This window comes from Streptomyces sp. NPDC059740 (genome assembly GCF_042733155.1).
GTDB lineage: Bacteria > Actinomycetota > Actinomycetes > Streptomycetales > Streptomycetaceae > Streptomyces.
This window is the reverse complement of sequence record NZ_JBHWGP010000024.1, coordinates 21,371-41,570: the sequence shown is the minus strand read 5'-3', so window position 1 is coordinate 41,570 and position 20,200 is coordinate 21,371. Positions and strand designations below refer to the sequence as shown.

15 protein-coding genes are annotated in these 20,200 nt (G+C 74.0%); 7 read left to right on the top strand and 8 right to left on the bottom strand.

Going from position 1 to position 20,200, the window contains the following annotated elements; genetic code table 11:
• Window positions 1–43: 43 nt before the first annotated feature.
• Together ACFV3R_RS23825 and ACFV3R_RS23820 are read right to left on the bottom strand one after the other, a co-directional pair.
• Window positions 44–640 carry a nuclear transport factor 2 family protein gene (locus tag ACFV3R_RS23825; protein ID WP_385586625.1) on the bottom strand — a complete coding sequence of 199 codons (597 nt, stop codon included), beginning with the start codon at window positions 638–640 and terminating at the stop codon, window positions 44–46.
• A 133-nt stretch (window positions 641–773) separates the two neighbouring features.
• Window positions 774–1,751 (bottom strand): amidohydrolase family protein, encoded by a 978-nt coding sequence (locus tag ACFV3R_RS23820; RefSeq protein ID WP_385586622.1) that lies wholly within the window; start codon window positions 1,749–1,751, stop codon window positions 774–776.
• Between the two features lie 99 nt (window positions 1,752–1,850).
• On the opposite strand from ACFV3R_RS23820, the gene ACFV3R_RS23815 reads away from it, so the two are divergent.
• From ACFV3R_RS23815 to ACFV3R_RS23800, 4 genes are all read left to right on the top strand, one after another.
• A complete protein-coding gene (locus ACFV3R_RS23815; protein ID WP_385586619.1) occupies window positions 1,851–2,660 on the top strand; it encodes an IclR family transcriptional regulator in 810 nt (269 codons plus the stop codon).
• A 166-nt stretch (window positions 2,661–2,826) separates the two neighbouring features.
• On the top strand, window positions 2,827–3,522 hold the full coding sequence (locus ACFV3R_RS23810; RefSeq protein WP_385586616.1) for a PepSY domain-containing protein: 696 nt from the start codon (window positions 2,827–2,829) through the stop codon (window positions 3,520–3,522).
• Window positions 3,523–4,002: 480 nt separating this feature from the next.
• On the top strand, window positions 4,003–5,841 hold the full coding sequence (locus ACFV3R_RS23805) for a gamma-glutamyltransferase family protein (RefSeq protein WP_385586613.1): 1,839 nt from the start codon (window positions 4,003–4,005) through the stop codon (window positions 5,839–5,841).
• Window positions 5,842–6,062: 221 nt separating this feature from the next.
• On the top strand, window positions 6,063–7,388 hold the full coding sequence (locus tag ACFV3R_RS23800) for an ammonium transporter (protein ID WP_385586610.1): 1,326 nt from the start codon (window positions 6,063–6,065) through the stop codon (window positions 7,386–7,388).
• 19 nt (window positions 7,389–7,407) lie between these two features.
• Here ACFV3R_RS23800 and ACFV3R_RS23795 read toward each other — a convergent pair whose 3' ends face one another.
• The 6 genes from ACFV3R_RS23795 to ACFV3R_RS23770 all read right to left on the bottom strand — a co-directional run bounded on the left by ACFV3R_RS23795 (window position 7,408) and on the right by ACFV3R_RS23770 (window position 14,444).
• Complete coding sequence (locus tag ACFV3R_RS23795; protein WP_385586607.1) at window positions 7,408–8,250, bottom strand: carbohydrate ABC transporter permease; 843 nt, start codon at window positions 8,248–8,250, stop codon at window positions 7,408–7,410.
• Window positions 8,243–9,229, bottom strand: coding sequence for a carbohydrate ABC transporter permease (locus ACFV3R_RS23790; protein WP_385586604.1), 987 nt, complete (start codon window positions 9,227–9,229; stop codon window positions 8,243–8,245). Before ACFV3R_RS23790 ends, ACFV3R_RS23795 begins: the two co-directional genes overlap by 8 nt.
• Complete coding sequence (locus ACFV3R_RS23785) at window positions 9,226–10,497, bottom strand: ABC transporter substrate-binding protein (RefSeq protein ID WP_385586601.1); 1,272 nt, start codon at window positions 10,495–10,497, stop codon at window positions 9,226–9,228. Before ACFV3R_RS23785 ends, ACFV3R_RS23790 begins: the two co-directional genes overlap by 4 nt.
• 566 nt (window positions 10,498–11,063) lie before the next feature.
• The gene (locus ACFV3R_RS23780; protein ID WP_385586598.1) at window positions 11,064–11,777 is read right to left on the bottom strand and encodes a DedA family protein; all 714 of its coding nucleotides are present in this window, start codon (window positions 11,775–11,777) and stop codon (window positions 11,064–11,066) included.
• 260 nt (window positions 11,778–12,037) lie between these two features.
• Entirely contained in the window at window positions 12,038–13,597 is a 1,560-nt protein-coding gene (locus ACFV3R_RS23775; RefSeq protein WP_385586595.1) for a PTS ascorbate transporter subunit IIC, read from the bottom strand.
• 22 nt (window positions 13,598–13,619) lie between these two features.
• Window positions 13,620–14,444, bottom strand: a complete 825-nt coding sequence (locus tag ACFV3R_RS23770; protein WP_385586578.1) for a PTS sugar transporter subunit IIA — start codon at window positions 14,442–14,444, stop codon at window positions 13,620–13,622.
• A 382-nt stretch (window positions 14,445–14,826) separates the two neighbouring features.
• Here ACFV3R_RS23770 and ACFV3R_RS23765 point away from each other — a divergent pair, with 382 nt between their 5' ends.
• The 3 genes from ACFV3R_RS23765 to ACFV3R_RS23755 all read left to right on the top strand — a co-directional run bounded on the left by ACFV3R_RS23765 (window position 14,827) and on the right by ACFV3R_RS23755 (window position 20,192).
• On the top strand, window positions 14,827–17,370 hold the full coding sequence (locus tag ACFV3R_RS23765) for a polysaccharide lyase family 8 super-sandwich domain-containing protein (protein ID WP_385586575.1): 2,544 nt from the start codon (window positions 14,827–14,829) through the stop codon (window positions 17,368–17,370).
• A gap of 126 nt (window positions 17,371–17,496) precedes the next feature.
• The gene (locus ACFV3R_RS23760) at window positions 17,497–18,615 is read left to right on the top strand and encodes a substrate-binding domain-containing protein (RefSeq protein WP_385586572.1); all 1,119 of its coding nucleotides are present in this window, start codon (window positions 17,497–17,499) and stop codon (window positions 18,613–18,615) included.
• Between the two features lie 293 nt (window positions 18,616–18,908).
• On the top strand, window positions 18,909–20,192 hold the full coding sequence (locus ACFV3R_RS23755; RefSeq protein ID WP_385586569.1) for an ABC transporter substrate-binding protein: 1,284 nt from the start codon (window positions 18,909–18,911) through the stop codon (window positions 20,190–20,192).
• The last annotated feature ends 8 nt before the right edge of the window (window positions 20,193–20,200 follow it).

Sequence of the window (20,200 nt, the reverse complement as noted above, 5' to 3'; positions counted from 1 at the left end):
TCACCGTGTGCGCAGGCGTCGTCCGCGCGCACGGTGCCGCCCCTCAGGCAGCGCGCAGCCAGGCGTAGGCATCGGCGAGGAGCGCCGCGACACCCTCCGGACGGTCGTCGCCGTGGAGGTCCCGGGCCACCGGGTGCCCCTGCTCCTCCAGGCAGTAGCCGAGGAACCGGTACGAGGGGCGGTGCGCGGCCAGCCGGTCACGGTCCAGCCGCGGGACCTCACCCGGGACGACGGGGGAGAGCGTGTCGCCGGCGTACACCGGGTCCAGGGCCGTCAGCCACCAGCGGCCCGCCCGGCGCTCGGCGCGGTACAGCAGGCGGGTGTGCGAGGTCAGGTCCGCCTCGACGGCGTCGAGGTGCAGCCGCAGGCAGATGGCGGCGGGGGCCTCGACCACCGCCCGGTCGCCGGCCACGTCGACGACGGGCGGCCCCATCCGGTGCACGGCCTGGGTGCCGCCCTTCGCCATCGCCTCGGAGGCGGTGACGAACTCCTCGCCGCTGCCCCGGAACCAGCTGATGGCCACCCGTGCGTCCGGTGCCAGGCTGTCGCGCATCCGCTGCCACCAGCCGCGGTCGCGGCCCTGCCGCTCCCGCAGGACGAGTTGGGTCACGGCGGTCATGTCGGCCTCGACGGCTGTCATGGGTCTCCTCTTCTCCGGGTGCCTCCCGGTGGCGCGGGAGGGGGCTCCAGTGGACGGAACGGGCCGCCGTGACACGGTGCTTGCACGCGGGCGCACGCAGCGGGCGGCAGGAAGGGCGCGGTCGCAGGGCCGGTCAGGCGACCGGGGGCACCGCCCCTCCCGCGCCCAGCAGACGGCGGGCGTTGCGGCCGGTCAGCTCGCGCCAGGTGGTGCCGGCCGGCTGCGGGGCGGCGTCGACCGAGGCGACCTGGGCGAGGACCGCGGTGTCCGGCGTCCAGCAGGCGTCGCTGCCGTAGAGCAGCCGCCCCGTGCCGAAGACCCGCTCCAGCACCGGGACCTGGTCCGGGAAGGGCGTTCCGGCCATGTCGTACCAGAGCTTGCCCAGCTCCTCGCGGACGGCGGTCCCGGGCGCGCCCGGCGCCACGGGAAGCAGTCCGCGGAACAGCTCCAGGCGCTCTACCAGCAGCGGCAGCACGCCGGCACCGTGCGTGAAGACCCACCGGATGCCCGGGTGGCGGACGGTGACCCCGCCGAGGACCAGGTCGCTCGCGGCGCGCGCCGAGTCGAAGAGGAACTCCATCATCGGCCGGGGGCGTCCCAGGGCGACCGCCTCGCTGCCCTGCGGTGAGGTCGGGTGGACGAAGACGACCGCGCCGCGGCGGCCCAACTCCGCCCAGAGCGGCTCGTACCGGGCGTCGCCGAGGTAGACGCCGTGGGCGTGGGTCTCCACGGTGAGCCCGTCCGCCCCCAGTACGTCGAGGGCATGCGCCGCCTCCTCGAGCGCCCCGGCCACGTCCGGCAGCGGCAGTGAGGCGAAGTGGCCGAACCGGTCGGGCCGCTCGCGGTGGAGGCCGGCCGCGAACTCGTTGACCTCGCGGGTCAGGAGGCGGGCGGCGGCGTCGTCGCCGAAGTGCGTACCGGGGGAGGAGACCGACAGCACGGACAACCCGATGCCCGCCTCGTCCATCAGCGCCAGCGCGCCCTCGGGGCTCCAGGACGGCCACCCCGGCATCCCGTCCGGATGCCCGTGCCCCGCCTCCCGGGCGGCAGCGACGTACCGCTCGGTGACGAAGTGGGTGTGCACATCGAGGAGGGGCGGGGTTTTCGTCATGGTATGCGTCCTGTGTCGCGTTGCTGGTGATGCCGTTACCGTAGAGGGCACGCCCGGTCAGAGGCACCAGGCGTTTCACTCAGTGGCACGGGAGATGGCGTGGACGTGCGCCGGGGCGGCGAGGGCGGTGACGGCCGGCGGCGGGCCGGCGGGGACTTTGCAGGTGCGGCGGTGGTGGACCGCGCCTTCGCCGTGCTCCGTGCCTTCGACGCCGAGCACCGCGCCCTCGGCCTGGCCGAGCTGTCCCGGCGCACGGGACTGCCCCGCAGCACGGCGCTGCGGATGGCCCGCCGGCTCGTCGCGGCCGGAGCGCTGGAGCGCCGCGGCGACGGACGGTACGTGATCGGGCTCGGGCTCCTGGAGATCGCCACGCTGGCACCGCGCGGCCACGGCCTGCGGGCGGTGGCCATGCCGTACCTGGAGGACCTCTTCCATGTGATCCGCCGCCATGTACTGCTCGCGGTGCTGGACGAGGAGGAGGCCCTGCTGGTGGAGCGGCTCTCCGCCCCGGAGGCCGGCCCGGTGCGCTTCCGCGTCGGCGGGCGCATGCCGCTGCACGCCGGCGGCGCCGGGCTCGTCCTCCTCGCCTTCGCCCCGGCCGCGACACAGGAGCGGGCGCTGCGCCGGTTCACCGCCGGCGAGAGCGTCGACGCCCTCCGCGACGCCGAGGACCTGCGCCGCCTCCTCGCCGAAGTGCGGCGCGGCGACTACGCCGTGGGCAGCCGGTCCCTCCCCTATCCGCGCGCCACCGCCGCCGCCCCGGTACGCGGTCCCTCCGGAGCCGTCGTCGCCGCCCTCTCCGTCGTCGGCCCCCTCGACGGCTTCGACCCCTCCGCCTGGATTCCCGCCGTCCGCGCCACCGCGCGCGCCGTCTCCCGGCGGCTGGCCGAGGACGAGGTACCGGAGTAGCCGGACCGCGTACCGGCGCGGGCCCCGACGCCCTGGGGCCGGGACGGGGGCGCTCACGCCCCGGACGTCGCCGGAAAGCAGGGGCGCGCCGACCTCACACCGTGTGCGTGCGAGTCACCCTGAGTCGTTACGGGAGGGAGGCGTACCTGCCGCATAACGTCCTCACATGAACGTCCGCAACAGCGTCACCCCAGCCGGCCCGACCCCCTCTCGGCCACTGCTCACCGGCGCGCGAGGTGCCCGAACCGCCGGCCTCCTCGCCGCCGGGATGCTCCTCGGCGGATGCGCGACCGGGACACATCCCACCGGTTCCGGCGCCTCCACCCAGGGTGCCCCGGCCGCCTCCGCCTCGGCGTCCCCCTCCGGCGAACTCACCGAGGACCAGCGGGAGAGGAAAGCGCTCGTACCGGCCGCCAAGGTCTCGGAACGCCAGGCAACCCGGATCGCCACCAGGGCGGTGCCGCACTCCCGCCTCGTCAGCATCGAGCTCGACCGTGGCCCGGGCGGCCGGCCGAGTTGGCAGACCGAGGTCGCCACCGACGACGGGGTCGCCAGTCACGTCCGGGTCAACGCGGTCTCCGGGGACGCCTCCCGCCCGCGCCGCTCCGGGGACGAGGACGCCGACGACCGCCACGACCTGGCCCACCTCCTCAGTCGCGCCAGGATCTCCCCGGACCGGGCCGCAGCCGTCGCCACCGACCACACCCGGGGCACCGTGACCGCTCTCGAACTGGACGACGAGGACCACAAGGGCCCGGCCTGGTCCGTGGACGTGGTGTCCCCCCACGACTGGCGCAAGACCACGTACGACATCGACGCCACCAACGGCAAGGTCCTGCGACGCCACGTGGACCGGGACTGACGTCCTCCCCCCTCCCGGACCGCGCCCTCCCGGCTTCGGGCCCGACTCCCGAGCCGGGCCGGTGCGCCGGGCGGACCGCCGCCGGTGGAAGGCCCCGACGCGGCGGCGCAGGAGGGCGGTTGGCCCGGCCCCGCTCCGACGCCCGCCCTCCGCCCCCCGGTTGCCCGGCCCGCCCTCGCTCCGACGCCGCCGCCGGGGCCGCCCGCGCCCCGGGACCAGGTCGCCCCACCAGAACCGCCCACCCGCGCCCGACCGCGCAGGTTTCTCCGTCCCGGCTTCCGCCCCGTCACCGGGCGCCGACCCGGCCACTGCGTCCACTTCCTGGTGCAGGTGGGGCGGGTGGGACGCAAGGTGATAGACAGCCTGCTGATGCATCGGACAGACCAGAGCCCTGGCGCGGACTCCCCGGAGTCCCCCAGGATCGTTCCCGAGCGCCGCTCGGACTGGCCGATATGCGCAAACAGCGAGGTGAGAGGCAGTATGTTCACTACCCGACCCACTCTCCAAGGCACCTTCGGCATGGTATCCTCGACCCACTGGCTGGCCTCCCAGTCGGCCATGGCCGTGTTGGAGGAGGGCGGCAACGCCTTCGACGCCGCCGTCGCCGCCGCGTTCGTGCTGCACGTCGTCGAGCCGCATCTGAACGGCCCGGCAGGCGAGGTGCCGATGATCCTCGCGCCGGCCGACGGCGAGGTGCGCGTCCTGTGCGGTCAGGGGGTGGCGCCCGCCGGCGCCACCGTCGAGCACTACCGCTCCCTCGGACTGGACCTCGTCCCCGGCACCGGCCCGCTGGCCGCTGCGGTCCCCGGCGCCTTCGACGCCTGGATGCTGCTCCTGCGCGACCACGGCACCAAGCGGCTCGCCGACGTCCTGAAGTACGCCGTCGGCTACGCCGCCGACGGCCACGCGCCGGTCGAACGGGTCACCGCCACCGTCGAGACGGTCCGCGAACTCTTCGAGACCGAGTGGACGTCCTCGGCCGAGGTCTACCTGCCCGGCGGGCGCGCCCCGCAACCCGGTGAGCTGCTGCGCAACCCGGCCCTGGCCGCCACCTGGCGCCGCCTGATCGCCGAGGCCGAGGAGGGCGCGGCCGGCGACCGGACCGCCGAGATCGAGGCGGCCCGCACCGTCTGGAGCGAGGGCTTCATAGCCCAGGCGCTGGTCCGCCAGGCCCAGCGCCCCACCATGGACACCACCGGCACCCGCCACACCGGCACCCTCACCGCCGCCGACCTCGCCGGCTGGCGCGCCTCCTACGAGGCCCCGCTCACCTACGACTGGAACGGCTGGACGGTGTGCAAGGCCGGCCCCTGGAGCCAGGGCCCCGCCTTCCTCCAGCAGTTGGCCCTCCTGCCGCCCGAACTGCCGGCCTACGGCTCCGCCGAGTACCACCACCTGCTGCTGGAGGGCTGCAAGCTCGCCATGGCCGACCGGGAGGCGTGGTACGGCGACAGCGCCGAGGTGCCCACCGCGGATCTGCTCTCCCCCGAGTACAACGCCGAGCGCCGGGCGCTGGTCGGCGAGCGGGCCTCGCACGCGCTGCGGCCCGGCAGCCCCGGCGGACGCGCGCCCCGCCTCAGCGCCCACGCCCACGCGGTCGCCGCCGGCGAGGCCGTGGGCGGGCCGGTCGCGGCGGGCGCCGGGGAGCCGACGATGGCGAAGGAGGGGGCGCCGCAGCACCACGGTGACCCCGTCGTCGAGCCGGACGGCGAGACCCGCGGCGACACCTGCCACGTGGACATCGTGGACCGCTGGGGCAACATGATCTCCGCCACCCCCAGCGGCGGCTGGCTGCAGTCCAACCCGGTCGTGCCCGAACTGGGCTTCCCGCTCGGCACCCGGCTCCAGATGACGTACCTGGACGAGGGCCTGCCCGCCACGCTCACCCCGGGGCGCCGCCCGCGCACCACGCTCAGCCCGTCCCTCGCACTGCGCGACGGCGTCCCGGTGCTCGCCTTCGGCACGCCCGGCGGCGACCAGCAGGACCAGTGGCAGGTCCACTTCTTCCTCGCCGTGGCGCTGGCCGGCACCGTCCGCGGCGGCCTGGACCTCCAGGGCGCGATTGACGCCCCCAACTGGCACAACGACAGCTTCCCCGGCTCCTTCCACCCGCGCGGCATGCGGCCCGGCAGCGTCACGATGGAAGGCCGGACCGATCCCGGCGTCGTCGAGGAGCTGCGCCGTCGCGGACACCTCGTGGAGGTCGGCGAGGACTGGTCCGAGGGCAGGCTGTGCGCGGTGGCCCGCGACCCGCGCACCGGCGTCCTCTCGGCGGCGGCCAACCCGCGCGGCATGCAGGGGTACGCCGTCGGCCGGTGACACGACCCGGGAGGGGCGGCGGCCTGCCACGGCAGGTCCCGCCCCACGGCCGGTGACGGCGGCCGGCCGCTTTGCCGCAGGCCGACGGGCCGGCGCGCCCGCCGGGAGGTGAAACACCGCCGAAACACCGGCGTTCGTTACCGGAAATCCCGGCGGGACACCCTCTCCTCAGCCCGGCGCAGCGACGGCCATCACCCCGCCGGGTGGGAAGGTAGAGACACATGCCCCCCGGGATCGACTCCGGAGACACCGCCTGGCTGCTGGCCGGAACAGCGCTCGTCCTGCTGATGACGCCCGCCCTCGCCATCTTCTACGGGGGCATGGTGCGCGCCAAGAGCGTGCTGAACATGCTCATGATGAGCTTCGCGGCCATCGCCGTGGTCACCGTCGTCTGGCTCCTGGTGGGATACAGCCTCGCCTTCGGCGAGGACCTCGGCGGCGTCGGCCTGCTGGGCGATCTGGCCCATGCCGGCATGCACGGCATCGGCCCCGGCAGCCGCACCGGCCACGTCCCCACCCTCCTGTTCGCCGCCTTCCAGCTGACCTTCGCCGTCCTCACCGTGGCGCTCGTCAGCGGCGCCATCGCCGACCGCGCCCGGTTCGGCGCCTGGGTCGTCTTCACCGCGGTGTGGACGGTGCTGGTGTACGCGCCGGTGGCCCACTGGGTCTTCGGCGCCGGTGGCTGGATCACCGCCCACCTCGGTGCCCTGGACTTCGCCGGCGGCACGGTGGTCGAGATCAACTGCGGGGCCTCCGGCCTCGCCCTGGCCCTCGTCCTCGGGCCCCGGCTCGGCTTCGGCAAGGAGGCGATGCGACCCCACAACCTGCCCCTGGTCGTCCTCGGCGCCGGTCTGCTCTGGTTCGGCTGGTTCGGGTTCAACGGCGGCTCGGCGCTCGCCGCGAACGGTCTGGCCGCCGCCGCCGTCCTCAACACCCAGGCCGCGGGCTGCACCGGGCTGTTGGGCTGGCTGCTGGTGGAGAAGCGCCGCAACGGCCACGCCACCACCCTCGGCGGGGCCTCGGGGGCCGTCGCCGGACTCGTGGCCATCACCCCCTCCTGCGGCTCGGTGGACGTCCCCGGGGCGCTGGTGGTGGGGCTGGTGGCCGGCGTCGTCTGCTCCTACGCCGTCAACTGGAAGTTCCGCCTGGGCTACGACGACTCCCTGGACGTGGTCGGAGTCCACCTCGTCGCCGGCGTCACCGGCACCCTCCTGATCGGACTGCTCGCCACCTCCACCATGACGGACGGCCCCGAGGGGCTCCTGTACGGCGGCGGACTCGCCCAACTCGGCAGGCAGGCGGTGGCGGTGCTCGCGGTGGGCGCCTACGCCTTCTGCGTCACCTACGTCATCGGCAGGGCCATCGACCGCCTCATGGGCTTCCGGGCCTCCGCCGACCACGAGCGCGGCGGCCTGGACCTGGCGCTGCACGCCGAGACCGCCTACGACCACGGTGTCCTCAGCCACGCCACCGGCCGCCGCGACCCGGTGGCGAGCGCGCTGCACCGGCACCGGGAGCACGGTACGGCCGGCCTCCCGGACGAGTAGGGCACAGGAAACCGGCCGTTCAGCCCTTGACGCCGGAGAGCGCGATCCCCTGCACGAAGTGGCGCTGCATCACCACGAAGACGGCGATGACGGGGAGGGTGGCCAGCACCGAACCGGCCATCAGCACCGGGTACTCGGTCAGGTGCGCCCCCTGAAGCGTGGCGAGCCCCGCCGACAGCGGCATCTCCTCCGGCGCGGTGTTGACCACCAGCGGCCACATCAGGTCGTTCCAGGACCACAGGAACGTCAGGACGCCCAGCGCCAGCAGCCCCGGCCGGGCCAGCGGCAGCGCCACCCGCCAGTACACGGTGAACGGGTTCGCGCCGTCCAGCCGCGCGGCCTCCTCCACCTCCTGCGGCAGACCGAGGAAGAACTGGCGCAGCAGGAAGGTGCCGAAGGCGCTGAACATCCCCGGCACCACCAGCGCCTGGAGGGAGTCCAGCCATCCCAGGTCCTGCATGATCTGGTACTGCGGCAGGAGGAACAGCTCGCCCGGCACCATCAGCACCGCGAGGAACGCCAGGAAGATCGGGCCACGGCCGGGGAAGCGGATGCGGGCGAAGGCGTACGCGGCCATCGAGCACAGCAGCAACTGGGCCCCCGTCCGCAGCACCGTCATGGCCAGGGTGTTCAGGAGCTGGTGGGCGAAGGGGATCGAGGTGAACACGGTGACGTAGTTCGACAGGTGCCAGTATTGGGGCCACAGAGTCGGCGGCACCCGGGTGGACTCGCCGAAGCTCTTGAACGACGTCAGCACCTCCCACAGCAGCGGGAAGACCGTCACCACCGCACCGGCCGACAGCACCAGGTGCGCCTGCCACAACCGCCCCTCGCGACGTACCGGCCGCCTCGCCTCAGGCATAGTGGACCCACTTCCTCTGGAGCCGGAACTGCAGCGCGGTGAGCGCCATGATGAGGAGGAACAGCACGCAGACGATCGCCGCCCCGTAGCCGCGCTGGTTGTCGAAGAAGGCCTTCTGGAAGAAGAGCATCACCACCGTCTGCCCGTCCCCGTAGGCCGGGTTGGTCAGCCCGTACGTGGTGTTGGAGCCCATGATCATGTAGACCAGGTCGAACACCTGGAGCGACTGGATCACCGACAGCACGGTGGTGAAGAAGAGCGTCGGACTCATCAGCGGCAGCGTCAGCGAGAAGAACTGCCGCACCCGCCCGGCCCCGTCCAGGGAGGCGGCCTCGTAGTAGTCCTGCGGGATGCCCTGGAGCCCGGCCAGGAGCAGCACCATGTTGTAGCCGACGGTCATCCACACCCCGACCGCCGCCACCGCGAACCGCACGGTGCCCGGGTCGGACACCCAGTAGGTGCCGTGCAGACCGACCGCCGAGAGCGCCTCGTTGAGGATGCCGGTGTCCCCGCTGTACAGCCACCGCCACACCACGGCCACCGCCGCCGGCATCGTCACCACGGGCACGAAGTACAAGGTGCGGTAGACGCCGGTGCCCCGCAGGCCCCGCTGGTTGAGCAGCACCGCCAGCACCATGGCCAGCGGTATGCCCAGCAGCACCAGGGCGGTGTACAGCAGCGTGTTGCCCAGCGACTCCCACACCTCCGGATCTCCCACCAGGGTGCGGTAGTTGCTCAGCCCGATCCAGGTGGTGCCGCCGAACGCACCCCACTCGGTGAAGCTGTACCAGAGGGTCTGCACGACCGGCCACAGGTAGAACACGGCCAGGCCCAGCCCGGCCGGCGCGATCAGGGCGTACCCCCACCACTTGTCCCGGTGCAGGAACCGGCGGTGGCGCCGCCGCAGCAGACGCTCCCGCTCCCGGTCCGAGGGGGACGGGGGCACCGCGGCCGGGTGTTCCTCCAGGTCGGTGCTCATCGTTTCTCCCCGCTCTGTTCCTGCGCTAGCAACAGGTCCATGGCGCGGCTCAGTTCACCGGCCACCTCGGTCAGCTCCTGGTCGCCGCTCCAGGCCCGGGCCAGCATCCGCTGCTCGGTGTGGGACCAGGCCGCGGTGTTCTTCGAGATCGGGTACGGCGCGGCGTGGTCGAGGGCGTCGAGGTGGACGCGCAGGTCGAAGCGGGGCATCGCGTCCAGCCACGGCTGCTGGGCACCCCGGCGGGCCGGGATGGCGGTGCCGTACCGCCCCTGGATGAGCGAGGCCTGCGAGCCGGAGAGGAACCGGACGAAGGCGCGTGCCAGTTCGGGCTGCGCGGTGCGGGCGTACACCACGTTGGCCAGGCCGTGCAGGACGGAGGCGCGCTTGCGGTGACGCGGCAGGGGGGCGACGTCCACCTTCGCCCGCAGCTCCGGGTCGGCCCAGAACGTCGCCGCGTTGTAGGAGCACTCCTGCACCATGGCGAGCCGGCCCGACTGGAACATCTGGGTCGGGTCGGTGTCGGTGACCTGCTGGAGGGTGGGTGCCGCGCGGTGGCGGTGGATCAGGTCGACCCAGAGCCGCAGTCCCTCGACCGTCCTGGGTTCCGCATAGCCCGAGCGGGTGCGGTCCTCGGATATCACCCAGCCGCCGGCCTGGGCTATGGAGTCGTAGTAGTTCTCCTGGGCCCACACCGGGGCGGCGATCCCGTAGGTGCCGCGGCGCCGGTCCGTCAGGCGCCGGGCGTTCCCGACCAGGTCCTCCCAGGTCCACTCGCCGGTCGGATGGTCCACGCCGGCGCGGTCGAAGAGCTCCTTGTTGTACCAGAGGGCGACGGTGTCGAAGTCCTTCGGCGCCCCGTACTGCACCCCCTGCCACCGGTAGAGGGAGACCAGGTCCGCGGGGAAGTCCCCGGGGTCCAGCACCGCCTGCGGCCCCCCGGTCTCCAGCGGCAGCAGCTGCCCGGCGTCGGCGTACAGGCCCAGGTTGGGCCCGTTCATCCAGAACACGTCGGGGGCCGAGCCGCCGGTGCAGGCGGTGCGCAGTTTGGTCCAGTACGTGCCGTTCGGGGTGAGCTGGACGTCGACCGAGACGCCGGGGTGGAGGCGTTCGAAGGCGCGGGCCGCCCGCCGCATCGCAGGCAACTGGTACACGTCCCACACGCCGTAGGTCAGCCGGCGCCGGCGGGCGCCGGAGGAGGCGGAGGGGCTGGAGCACCCCGCGGCGAACGCCGTGACGGCGGCCGCCGCGAGCAGGGATCGTCTGCGCACGCGGACCCTTCCTGAAAGGACCGGGGGCGGGCGGCGCGGTCCGGGCTGCGGCGGCGCCGCCCTTCCCGGTTGCCGGCGCCGAGGGCCGACCGGTCGTCCGTACCGGGAGCCCACGGCCGCGGCGACCGGAGCCGGGGCCCCCTTAGGGGTCCTTGCCATATGCCCGCCCGGGCCGCGTGGTCTGGCACCGCACCTCGCGGCGTTGCCGAAAAGCCCTGGTAGCTCCGCTACGAGGACTCTCCGGCGCCTTGCGATGCACGGCACCAGACCACGCGACCTCATCGGACGCTCATATGGCAAGGACCCTGAGCCGGTGGGCCCCCAGCGAGGTTGCCGTGACGCTAATTGCTCAATAGTGACGCGTCAATATCGGCTGCGAGCAACTTCGTTCATTCTGGGGGCGCGAGGCTCTGTGCAGGACTGCTCGACCACCCGTGTCACCCGGCAACCGTGACACCCGTCGGCCGTGTCACCTGGCAGCGGTGTCACCCGTCGGCCGTGGCCGCCTGGTGGTCCCGCAGCACGAGGGCTCCGCACTCGGCCCCGCTGCCTCGGCGTCCCGTCACTCAACCGCGCGGTCGCGAACCGTCACCGGCATCGCCGCCGGTGCCCGGGGCGCCGCCCCCGCGTGCGCCGCTCTCCTGCCCGCCGGACTCCGGTCCGCCGTCCTCGCTGCTGCGCTCCTGCCGCCGCCTGCGCAGCCGCCACGCGACCAGGGCGGCCACCACGACCACGGCGACCACCACCGCGGCGATGCCGCCCGCCTCCCGTTCCACCTGCTCGTAGGCCGAACCTGCGAAGTAGCCGAGCAGGACGCACCCCACTCCCCACACCAGCCCGCCCAGGGCGTTGAACAGCAGGAAGAGCGGGTAGTGCATGCGGGAGGCGCCGGCCAGCGCCGGCATCAGCGCCCGGAAGACGGCGATGAACCGCCCGAGGAACACGGCCGCCGGACCGCGCCGGCGGATCAGGCGTTCCGCTCCCTCGATGCCGTGGCGGTGCCGTTGCAGCGGACGCAGCTCCCGCAGCCTCGGACCGAGCCGCCGCCCGATCTCGTACCCCACCGAGTCCCCGACGATCGCGGCCAGGACCACGACCACGGCCAGCCAGAACACCGAGACCCGGTGCTGCGAGGCGATCACCCCGCCCAGGACGGCAGCCGTCTCGCCGGGCAGCACGAACCCGACGAACAGCGCGTCCTCGCAGAAGACGAGGGCTGCGACCACCCCGTAGACCGCCGCCCCCGACAGACCGGCCAACCAGCCCGTGACCGTGCCCACAGCCGGACACCTCCTGAAGCTTCCGCGACCCGCACCGGACTCCAGTGTTCTCACCGCACCCGGCCCACGCGGGTGCGGACGCGCCGGGTGGCGGCGGAAGAGGTCCCCAAGACGCACCGGGCGGGTCCACGCGACCGTGGGCAGGCAGCGGGGCGAGGTGACGGGCGGGAAGCGGGCGCCCCGCTGCCAGGCGCGCTCCCGGGACGGGCCGGCCCCCGGGAGCGGGTGCGCTCCGGGGGCCGGGTGCGGCGGTGCGGGCCTCAGCCCTCCTCGGGGGGCGGTGGGGGCACCGGCGCACCCGCCGGGGGTGCGATGCGCGGGTAGCGGCCGCCCGGCCCGGCGTCCGCACCACCGCGACGGGGCGCGGGGACGCTTGCCTCGACCCGCCGCGCACCGGGGACCCAGCCGGTCGCCACGACCCGCTTCTGCACCACCAGGGCCCCCGCGAGCACCACCAGCCCGGTCACCAGCATCAGCACCAGGCTCGCCGCGCCACCGACCTTCGCGACGTTGCCGATCACCGAACCGAACCAGCCGAAGTCGGCGTCACCGAAGGTCGTGTTCGCCTTGCCGAAGGAGCCCAGCACCTTCAGCAGCAGCGCCGGGAGGAAGGTGATGAGCAGGCCGTTGAGGAACGCCCCGACGGCCGCGCCGCGCCGGCCACCCGTGGCGTTGCCGTAGACGCCGGCCGCGCCGCCGGTGAAGAAGTGCGGCACCAGGCCCGGCAGGACCAGGGCCAGTCCGAGCGCGGGGTGGAGCAACCAGATCAACGCGGCCAGCCCGAGGAGCCCGCCCGCGAAGGAGCAGACGAATCCGACGAGGACGGCGTTCTGCGCGTGCGGGAAGACGATGGGGGCGTCCAGGGCCGGCTTGGCGCCCGGCACCACCCGCGCGGCGACCCCCTGGAAGGCGGGCACCAGCTCGCCGAGGATGGTGCGCACGCCGAAGAGGATGACGGCGACCGCGATGCCGAACTGCAGGCCCTGCATCAGCGAGTGCATCAGGTAGTCGCCGACGTCCGTCGCCCGGTCGCCACCGCCGGTGGCGAACGCCGCGAAGGCGGCCCGGCGGCCCACCCTGACGAGGAAGAGCACCGCCATCACCAGGTAGATGACGACCATGGACAGTGCGGTCGCCACCATCGAGTCACGCAGGAAGCGCAGCCCCTCGGGCAGCCGCATCTCCTCGGTCGACCGGCTGCGCCGCCCCACCAGCTGGCCGGCGGCCCCGGCCACGATGTACCCGGCCGTCCCGAAGTGCCCGATGGCCACGGTGTCGTCGCCGGTGACGCGCTTGGTCCAGGGGTGGGCGAAGGCGGGCATCGAGACCAGCAGGATGCCCAGGAGCAGACCGCCGCACGCGACCACGGCGAACGCGGACAGTCCCGCGCCGGCCATCACCATCGTCAGCAGGGTGGCCATGAACAGCATGTGGTGGCCGGTGAGGAAGACGTACCGCAGCGGGGTGAAGCGGGCCAGCGCCAGACTGACCACGAAGCCCACGATCATCAGCCAGGCCACCCGCGCGCCGAACTGCTCCTGGGCGATGCCCACGATCGCCTCGTTGGTCGGGATCACCCCGTGCGCGCCGGTCGCGCCCTGGATCATCGTGCCCAGCGGTGCCAGCGCGTCGGTCACCAGCCCCGCCCCGGCGTCGACCAGCAGCAGACCGAGCGTCGCCTTCAGCGCCCCGCCCACGACCTGCCCGACCGGTCTGCGCAGCGCCAGCAGGCCGGCGGCGGTGATGAACCCGATGAGGTAGGCGGGTTGGCTGAGTATCTCGTTGACGAGGAACCTGGCCAGGTAGATGAGCGCAGTCATGGGTGTGGATGCTCCCCCGGTGTCAGACGCGGTAGGTGGCGCGCAGCACGCGGTCCACCTCTGTCGTGCTCGTGAAGTCCTCGACCACCTGGACGGGGACCCCGAGGTCGCCCAGGGCGCGGGCGATCTCCCGCGAGGTCAGGACGGCGACCGCGTCGGCGGCCTTGCCCCTGGCGGAGATGGTGTCGGTCGCCTCGACGGTGACGTGGCCGGACCAGCCCCACCGCTGAAGCACCTGTTCGAGGGTGTTCTTCAGGAACAGGCTGGTGCCGACGCCGTTCCCGCACACGGTGAGAAGGGTGTGGTGCTCGGCACCACGGGTCTGCGCCGGCTCCGCGGTCTCCTCGGTCTCCGAGGGCTCCTCGGGCTCGGCCGTCCCGGCGTCGGCGGTCTGCGCCGTTTTGCCCCCGAGGACCCGCAGCAGTTCGCCGGGCGTCGCGGCGGAGCGCAGGGCCGCTTCGGTGGCCGGGTCGGTCAGCAGCCGGGCCAGGGCGGCCATCGCCTCGGTGTGCGCGGCCGAGTCGGCCGCCGCCAGGGCCACGACGAGGTCGACGGGGTCGTTGCTCTCGTGTCCGAACTCCACCGGCTGCGTCAGCCGCACCCAGGACATTCCGGTGCGGCGGACGGCGGGGGAGGGGCGGGCGTGCGCGAAGGCGAAACCGGGAGCGAGAACGATGTAGGGACCGTTCTCCTCGACGCTCGCGACCATCTCCCGCGTGTAGGCCTCGGTGGCGCTACCGGAGCGGGTGAGGGCCGCCCCCGCCAGACGTACCGCCTCCCGCCAGTCGCGGGCGGACGCCTCGAATTCCATGGCCTCCGGGGGGAGGAGGCCCGTCAGTGCAGTCATAAAAGCATATGGTGACATGATTAAGGGAGGCTCTCGGTTCCCGTCTGCGCGCACACACACCGTCCAGGTCCCAGAGGCGTTCGCCGGCGGGGGCAGGGACCCGGTTGCGCTCCTGTCGGGAGTCGGCAAGCTACTGACCACCGGTGCCGTCCTCCCCTCCTGGCCGTCCCGTCGCCGCCGTCGCCTTCCGCCGCGGGGCGGGTGCACCCCAGGCCGTTCCTGCGGCGCAGGCCCGCACCGGCTGAAACCGTCCGCACGGCCCGTCGGCGCCCGCTGCCGCCGCAGCCACGAGCGGGAGGGGCGGCGCAGACCCTGGTGACAACCGCCCGCCGCCCTGGTTGGATGCCGCAACCCACTCCCGGCCGCGTCCCTGGAGCCTCCCGTGCCGCTGTCCCGTCGCGCCCTCCTCTCGGTCGTCCCCGCCTCCGCCGTCCTCGCCGCGGCGCCCCACCACGCCGCAGCGGCGGCGGGGAGCCCGGCAGACACCGCCTCCTCGACCCGGATCCTCACCAACACCGTCGCCCTTCTCGCGGGCACGGCCGAGTCCAACACCCGCCCCGAGGTGGCCGCCAAGCTCGCCGCCATGGACACCACCGCCCGGCAGCGGCTGACCGCCATGGCCGCCGCGGGGTCCGGCGAGCTCTTCGCCGGGCTCCGGCTGGGCACCAGCGACACCAACCTGACCACGACCTTCCAGTACCTCTACGAGATCGCCCTGGCCACCGTGGCCCCCGGCCGGAGACCTTCGGGCCCGGCGGGCGACCGGGGCGTGCAACTCCGCGTCCTGGAAGCCCTGGCCACCCTCCACGAGGACTACTACGGCGACCAGTCCCGGGGTTACTACGGCAACTGGTTCAACTGGGAGATAGGCATCTCCACCCACGTCAGCCGGACCCTCGTCCTGCTCCACGAGCTGCTGCCCGGCCACGCACCCGACCTCGCCGCGACCTACACCGCCTCGATGGACGCCTACCTGCGCAACGGCCGCAACGGGGACGTCGACCTCGACTCGCGCTTCCACACCGGCGCCAACCTCGCTGACATCACCGCCAACCGCATCCTGCAGGGCGCGGTGCTCGGCGACGACGCCCGGGTGGCGAAGGCGGTCTCCGACCAGTCCACCGTCCTGGCCACCATCGACCCCTACCACCTGCAACACCAGGTCACCGACGGCTTCTACGCCGACGGCTCCTACCTCCAGCACGGCAGCGTCGCCTACACCGGCACCTACGGGGCGGGCCTGCTCTCCCGCATGGTGCAGACCCTCGCCGTGCTCGACGGCACGGACCACGCGGACGGCGGGGAACGCGCCGCCACCGTACTGCGCTGGGTGACCGACGGCTTCGCGCCGCTGGTCTTCGAGGGATGGCTGATGGAGGCGGTCAAGGGGCGCGGCGTCTCCCGGCCGACGACGGGCTACGCCGACACCGGCACCGTCGCGGAGGCAGTCGTGGGGCTGCACGACCACGTGGCCGCCGCGGACGCCACCGCCCTGGCCTCCTGGGTCACCTACGTGTGGCAGACCTCGAAAGCCGCCCCGGACCCCACCGCCTTCACCTCCCCCCTCACCGTCGCGCGCCTCGCCGACCTGCTCGCCGACCCCTCGGCACCGGCCCGCGACCTCGGGCCGGCCGTCCGGAGCACCGCCTTCCACGCGATGGAGCGCACCGTCCACCGCCGGCCCGGCTGGGCCTTCACCCTCTCCCGCAGCTCCTCGCGGATCAGCCGCTACGAGTACATGAGCGGCGAGAACCTGATGCCGTGGTTCCAGGGGTACGGCACCCACCACCTCTACCTGGGCGGACAGGACCAGCGCACCGCCTACGGGGTGGACCACCTCACCGTCGTGCCGCCCCAGCGTCTCGCCGGGGTCACCGCCCCGGTGGAGGAGCGCCGCACCGTTCCCGAGCTGTACGGCACCGCCTGGTACGACAACCCCGCGGCCGGGTTCACCGCCTCCTCGGAGTCCCAGAACACCTACGTCTACTTCCCGCGCGGCACCCAGGACTTCTCCGGCGGGGCCACGCTGGGCGCCCACGCGGCCGTCGGCATGGTGCAGTCCGACGACGCGGCGTGGGCGGCCAAGGCGGCGGGCGCCCTCCCCGAGGACTTCACGGCCTACCGCGACGCCGACGCCGTCAAGTCCTGGTTCCTGCTGGACGAGGAGATCGTCGTGCTCGCCGCCGGCGTGGGGGACCGGGCCGGCCGGGCCGTCTCCACCACCCTCGACACCCGCGTCGCCGCCCCCACCGACACCGTCACGCTCACCGGAGCCCTCCGCGACGGCCGCCGCTGGTCCGGCACCGGCACCGCGCCGCTCGCCTGGCTCCACTACGCCCTCGCGGACCAGGACCTCTCGGTCGGCTACCTCCTCCTGGACGGGCCCCGCCCCACCGTCACCCTCGACACCGTCACCCGCAGCCGGCGGTTGGTGCGCACCGCCAACCCGGACACCCCGGTGACCCGGCAGGTCTTCTCGCTCTCCGTGGAGCAGCCCGCGGGCGCCGCGCACACCCGGCTCGCCTACGCCCTGCTGCCGCGCGCCACCCAGCGGCAGGTACGGGACGCGGCATCCCGTGCCCCCGTCACCGTCCTGGCCAACAGCGTGACAGCACAGGCGATCAGCCACCGGCGCCTGGGCCTCCTCGCCGTCAACACCTTCACGCCGGGCCTGCACCGCGCCGACCGTCTCACCGTCGACGGGCCGGCCTCGGTGGTCCTGCGGCGCAGCGGCCCGGACCTCTCGCTCGCAGTGGCCGACCCCACGACCGGACGCGACCGGGTCACCCTCTTCCTGCGGGGGCGCACGCTGCGACCCGCCGGCCTCGACGAGGGCGTCCGCGTCAGCCGGGCCCCGGGCGGCACCCGCGTCGAGGTCACGACCCGGCACGCCTACGGACGCAGCTTCCGGGCGAGGTTGCGGTGACCGGTACGGACGAGGCAGTTCCGGCGCCGCCCGAACCAGCGTGACCAGACCTCACCGAACCGGCCGGCTGATCCGATCAGTATGCTGTCGGCTGGAACGGTCAAACGAACATCGCGGGGGGCCTGCGTGCGGGAACCGGTCGACGGGCGGCGGCAGCGCATCCTCGACGCGGTGCGGGAGCGCGGTGCGGTCAAGGTCGCGGCCCTCGCGGCCGAACTCGGGGTCTCCGTGGTCACCGTGCGCCGGGACATCGAGGAACTGGCCCGGGCCGGCGCCCTGCGCCGCGGGCACGGCGTCGCCCGATCCCTCACGCACCTGCCCGGCGCTGCCGAGGCGGCCCCCGGGGACGCGGCGACCGTCGCCCTGCTCGTCCCCGACCAGCACGCCTACCTGATGGGCTTCGTGCCCGGTGTGCGGGCGGTGCTGGAGGCCCGGGGCGTCCGCCCGGTCCTGCACCTGACACCCCAACAGGGCGGGGACCTGCGGGCGACGGTGGAGCGTGCGCTGGCCGAGGGGGCCCGCGGCCTCATCCTCGCCCCCCGGTGGCGCAACGTCGCCGAGGAGGAGCGGGAGGCGGAGTGGATCGCCGGGCTGCGCGCCCCCACTGTCCTGCTGGAGCGCCGCCCGGCACCGGGGAGTGCGCTGCACGCCGTCGACTCGGTCTGCTCCGACCACGCCTACGGCGTCCACCTCGCCGTGGACCACCTGGTGCGCCACGGCCACCGCCGGATCGTCCTGGCGGCACGTGACGACAGCCCCACCGCCCGGTCGGTGCGCCGCGCCTTCCGGCGACTCGCCGAAGAGGGCGGCGCACTGGAGGACTGGGCGGTGGTGCTCAGCGCGCCGGACGCCGGGGGAGAGGAGCCCGACCAGGCCGCCGCCGGCCCCGGGGACCTCGTCGACCTCGTCGCGACACTGCGGTCCCGGCGCGCCACGGCGCTGGTCGTGCACAACGACATCACCGCGCTCGCCGTGGTGCGCCGGCTGGAGGAGCGCGGGGTCCGGGTGCCGGGCGACTGCTCCGTGGTCGCCTATGACGACGTGGTCGCCGCGCTGGGCACCACCCCGCTCACCGCCATCGCGCCCCCCAAGACGGCGGTGGGCCGCGCCGCCGCCCAACTCCTGCTGCAACGACTGGACTTCGTAGCCGGTGACCCGGCCGCCGCGCCGTCCCTCCCCCCGACCCGGCAGGAACTGCTGCCCTCGCTGGTGGTCCGCGGCTCCACGGCGGCGCTCGCGGACTGAAGCGCCGGCCGGCACCACGCGGGCGCCCCGGCCGGTACGCCGGGCGCCCTCCCCCCACGGCGCCGCCAGGACCGGCGTCCCGGAGGCCGCCGGCGGAGGGTCCCGCCGCCGGCCCGTCAGGCACCCTGACCCCGGCGGACCCTGACTGATCGTTCGACCGTTTTGGTTTCCACTGAACGATCTATTGACCCGGTGGGCGCCTGCCCGCAGGATGCCGGAAGTCCCCCAACGCCGCGGGAGGCCCCGTGCACCGTCGTCCGCGTACACTCCTGGCACTTCTGGCACTCGCCGCCATGGCGCCTCTCCTGCTGGCCGGCTGCTCCGGCGGCGCGTCCGGCGGCGGGGGCACGGCCGCCGGCAGCCCGGTCCACATCCGGTTCTGGTCGGCGCTGCGCGGCGCGGCACAGGTCGTCGACGCCTTCAACCGCACCCACCACGACGTCCAGGTCGACTTCGAGCAGATCCCCGGCGGGGACCAGGGCGGCTACGCCAAGCTCAGCACCGCCGCCCGCGCCGGCAACGCCCCCGACGTCGCCACCATCGAGTACCCGCAACTCCCCGGCTTCGCCATCGACGGCGTCACCCGCGACCTCACCCCGCTCATCAGCGACCGCCTGCGCCGGCAGATCCTCCCGCAGGCACTCGCCCTGACCACCTTCGACCACCGCACCTACAGCGTGCCCCTGGACGTCGAACCGATGGTCTTCCTCTACCGGCGGGACGTGTTCACCGCGCACCACATCAAGGTGCCCACCACCTGGGCGGAGTTCCGGCGCGCCGCGCAGCAGGTCAAGGCGGCCGTGCCCGGCTCGCGGATCGTCAACCTGCCCACCGACGGCGGCGCGGTCATCGCCGGACTCGCCTGGCAGGCCGGCGCACGCTGGTTCCGCACCGACGGCGGCACCTGGCGGGTCTCCATGACCGACGCCCCCACCCGCCGCGTCGCCGCCTACTGGCAGCGGATGGAGGCCGACGGCCTCGTCCTGCACAACGCGGGCACCGGCCAGCACGCCACCGCCCAGTTCGCCAGGGGAGAGGTACTCGGCAAGCTCACCGCGGCCTGGGACGCCGGCGGCATGATGGGCGCCGCCCCGCAGATGAAGGGCAAGTGGGCCATCGCCCCGATGCCGCAGTGGGACCCCGACCACCCCGCCGTGGGCGTCTTCGGCGGCTCCACCTTCGCCGTCACCAGGGACAGCGAACACCCCAGGGCGGCAATGGAGTTCATCGACTGGCAGGTCACCTCACCCGAGGCGATGCGGGCCCGGCTCTCCAGCGGCGTCAGCAGCGCCTACCCGGTCGTCCCCGCGCTGCTGCCGGTCTGCCGCAAGACGATGGACACCTCCTACTACGGCGGCCAGGACATCTACGCCCTCTTCCACCGGCAGGCCGCCCTGATAAGCGACCAGTGGACCTGGGGGCCCCGGATGAGCGCGACCACCCGCGTCATCCAGGACGGCCTCGCCCGTTCCGACGGCCGGGCCGGCGGCATCACCGACGCGCTCCGCAACGCCCAGCACGCCACCATGTCCGACCTGAAGAGCCTGGGCCTCGCCACCGGCGAGTCCGACTCCTGACCGCCGCC

Excerpts from the sequence above, each read along its gene's own strand:
- ACFV3R_RS23820 (WP_385586622.1), bottom strand. The coding sequence starts at position 1,751 with ATGACGAAAACCCCGCCCCTCCTCGATGTGCACACCCACTTCGTCACC.
- ACFV3R_RS23790 (WP_385586604.1), bottom strand. The coding sequence starts at position 9,229 with ATGAGCACCGACCTGGAGGAACACCCGGCCGCGGTGCCCCCGTCCCCC.
- ACFV3R_RS23810 (WP_385586616.1), top strand. The coding sequence starts at position 2,827 with ATGAACGTCCGCAACAGCGTCACCCCAGCCGGCCCGACCCCCTCTCGG.
- ACFV3R_RS23775 (WP_385586595.1), bottom strand. The coding sequence starts at position 13,597 with ATGACTGCGCTCATCTACCTGGCCAGGTTCCTCGTCAACGAGATACTC.
- ACFV3R_RS23825 (WP_385586625.1), bottom strand. The coding sequence starts at position 640 with ATGACAGCCGTCGAGGCCGACATGACCGCCGTGACCCAACTCGTCCTG.
- ACFV3R_RS23800 (WP_385586610.1), top strand. The coding sequence starts at position 6,063 with ATGCCCCCCGGGATCGACTCCGGAGACACCGCCTGGCTGCTGGCCGGA.
- ACFV3R_RS23805 (WP_385586613.1), top strand. The coding sequence starts at position 4,003 with ATGTTCACTACCCGACCCACTCTCCAAGGCACCTTCGGCATGGTATCC.
- ACFV3R_RS23755 (WP_385586569.1), top strand. The coding sequence starts at position 18,909 with ATGGCGCCTCTCCTGCTGGCCGGCTGCTCCGGCGGCGCGTCCGGCGGC.
- ACFV3R_RS23770 (WP_385586578.1), bottom strand. The coding sequence starts at position 14,444 with ATGACTGCACTGACGGGCCTCCTCCCCCCGGAGGCCATGGAATTCGAG.
- ACFV3R_RS23795 (WP_385586607.1), bottom strand. The coding sequence starts at position 8,250 with ATGCCTGAGGCGAGGCGGCCGGTACGTCGCGAGGGGCGGTTGTGGCAG.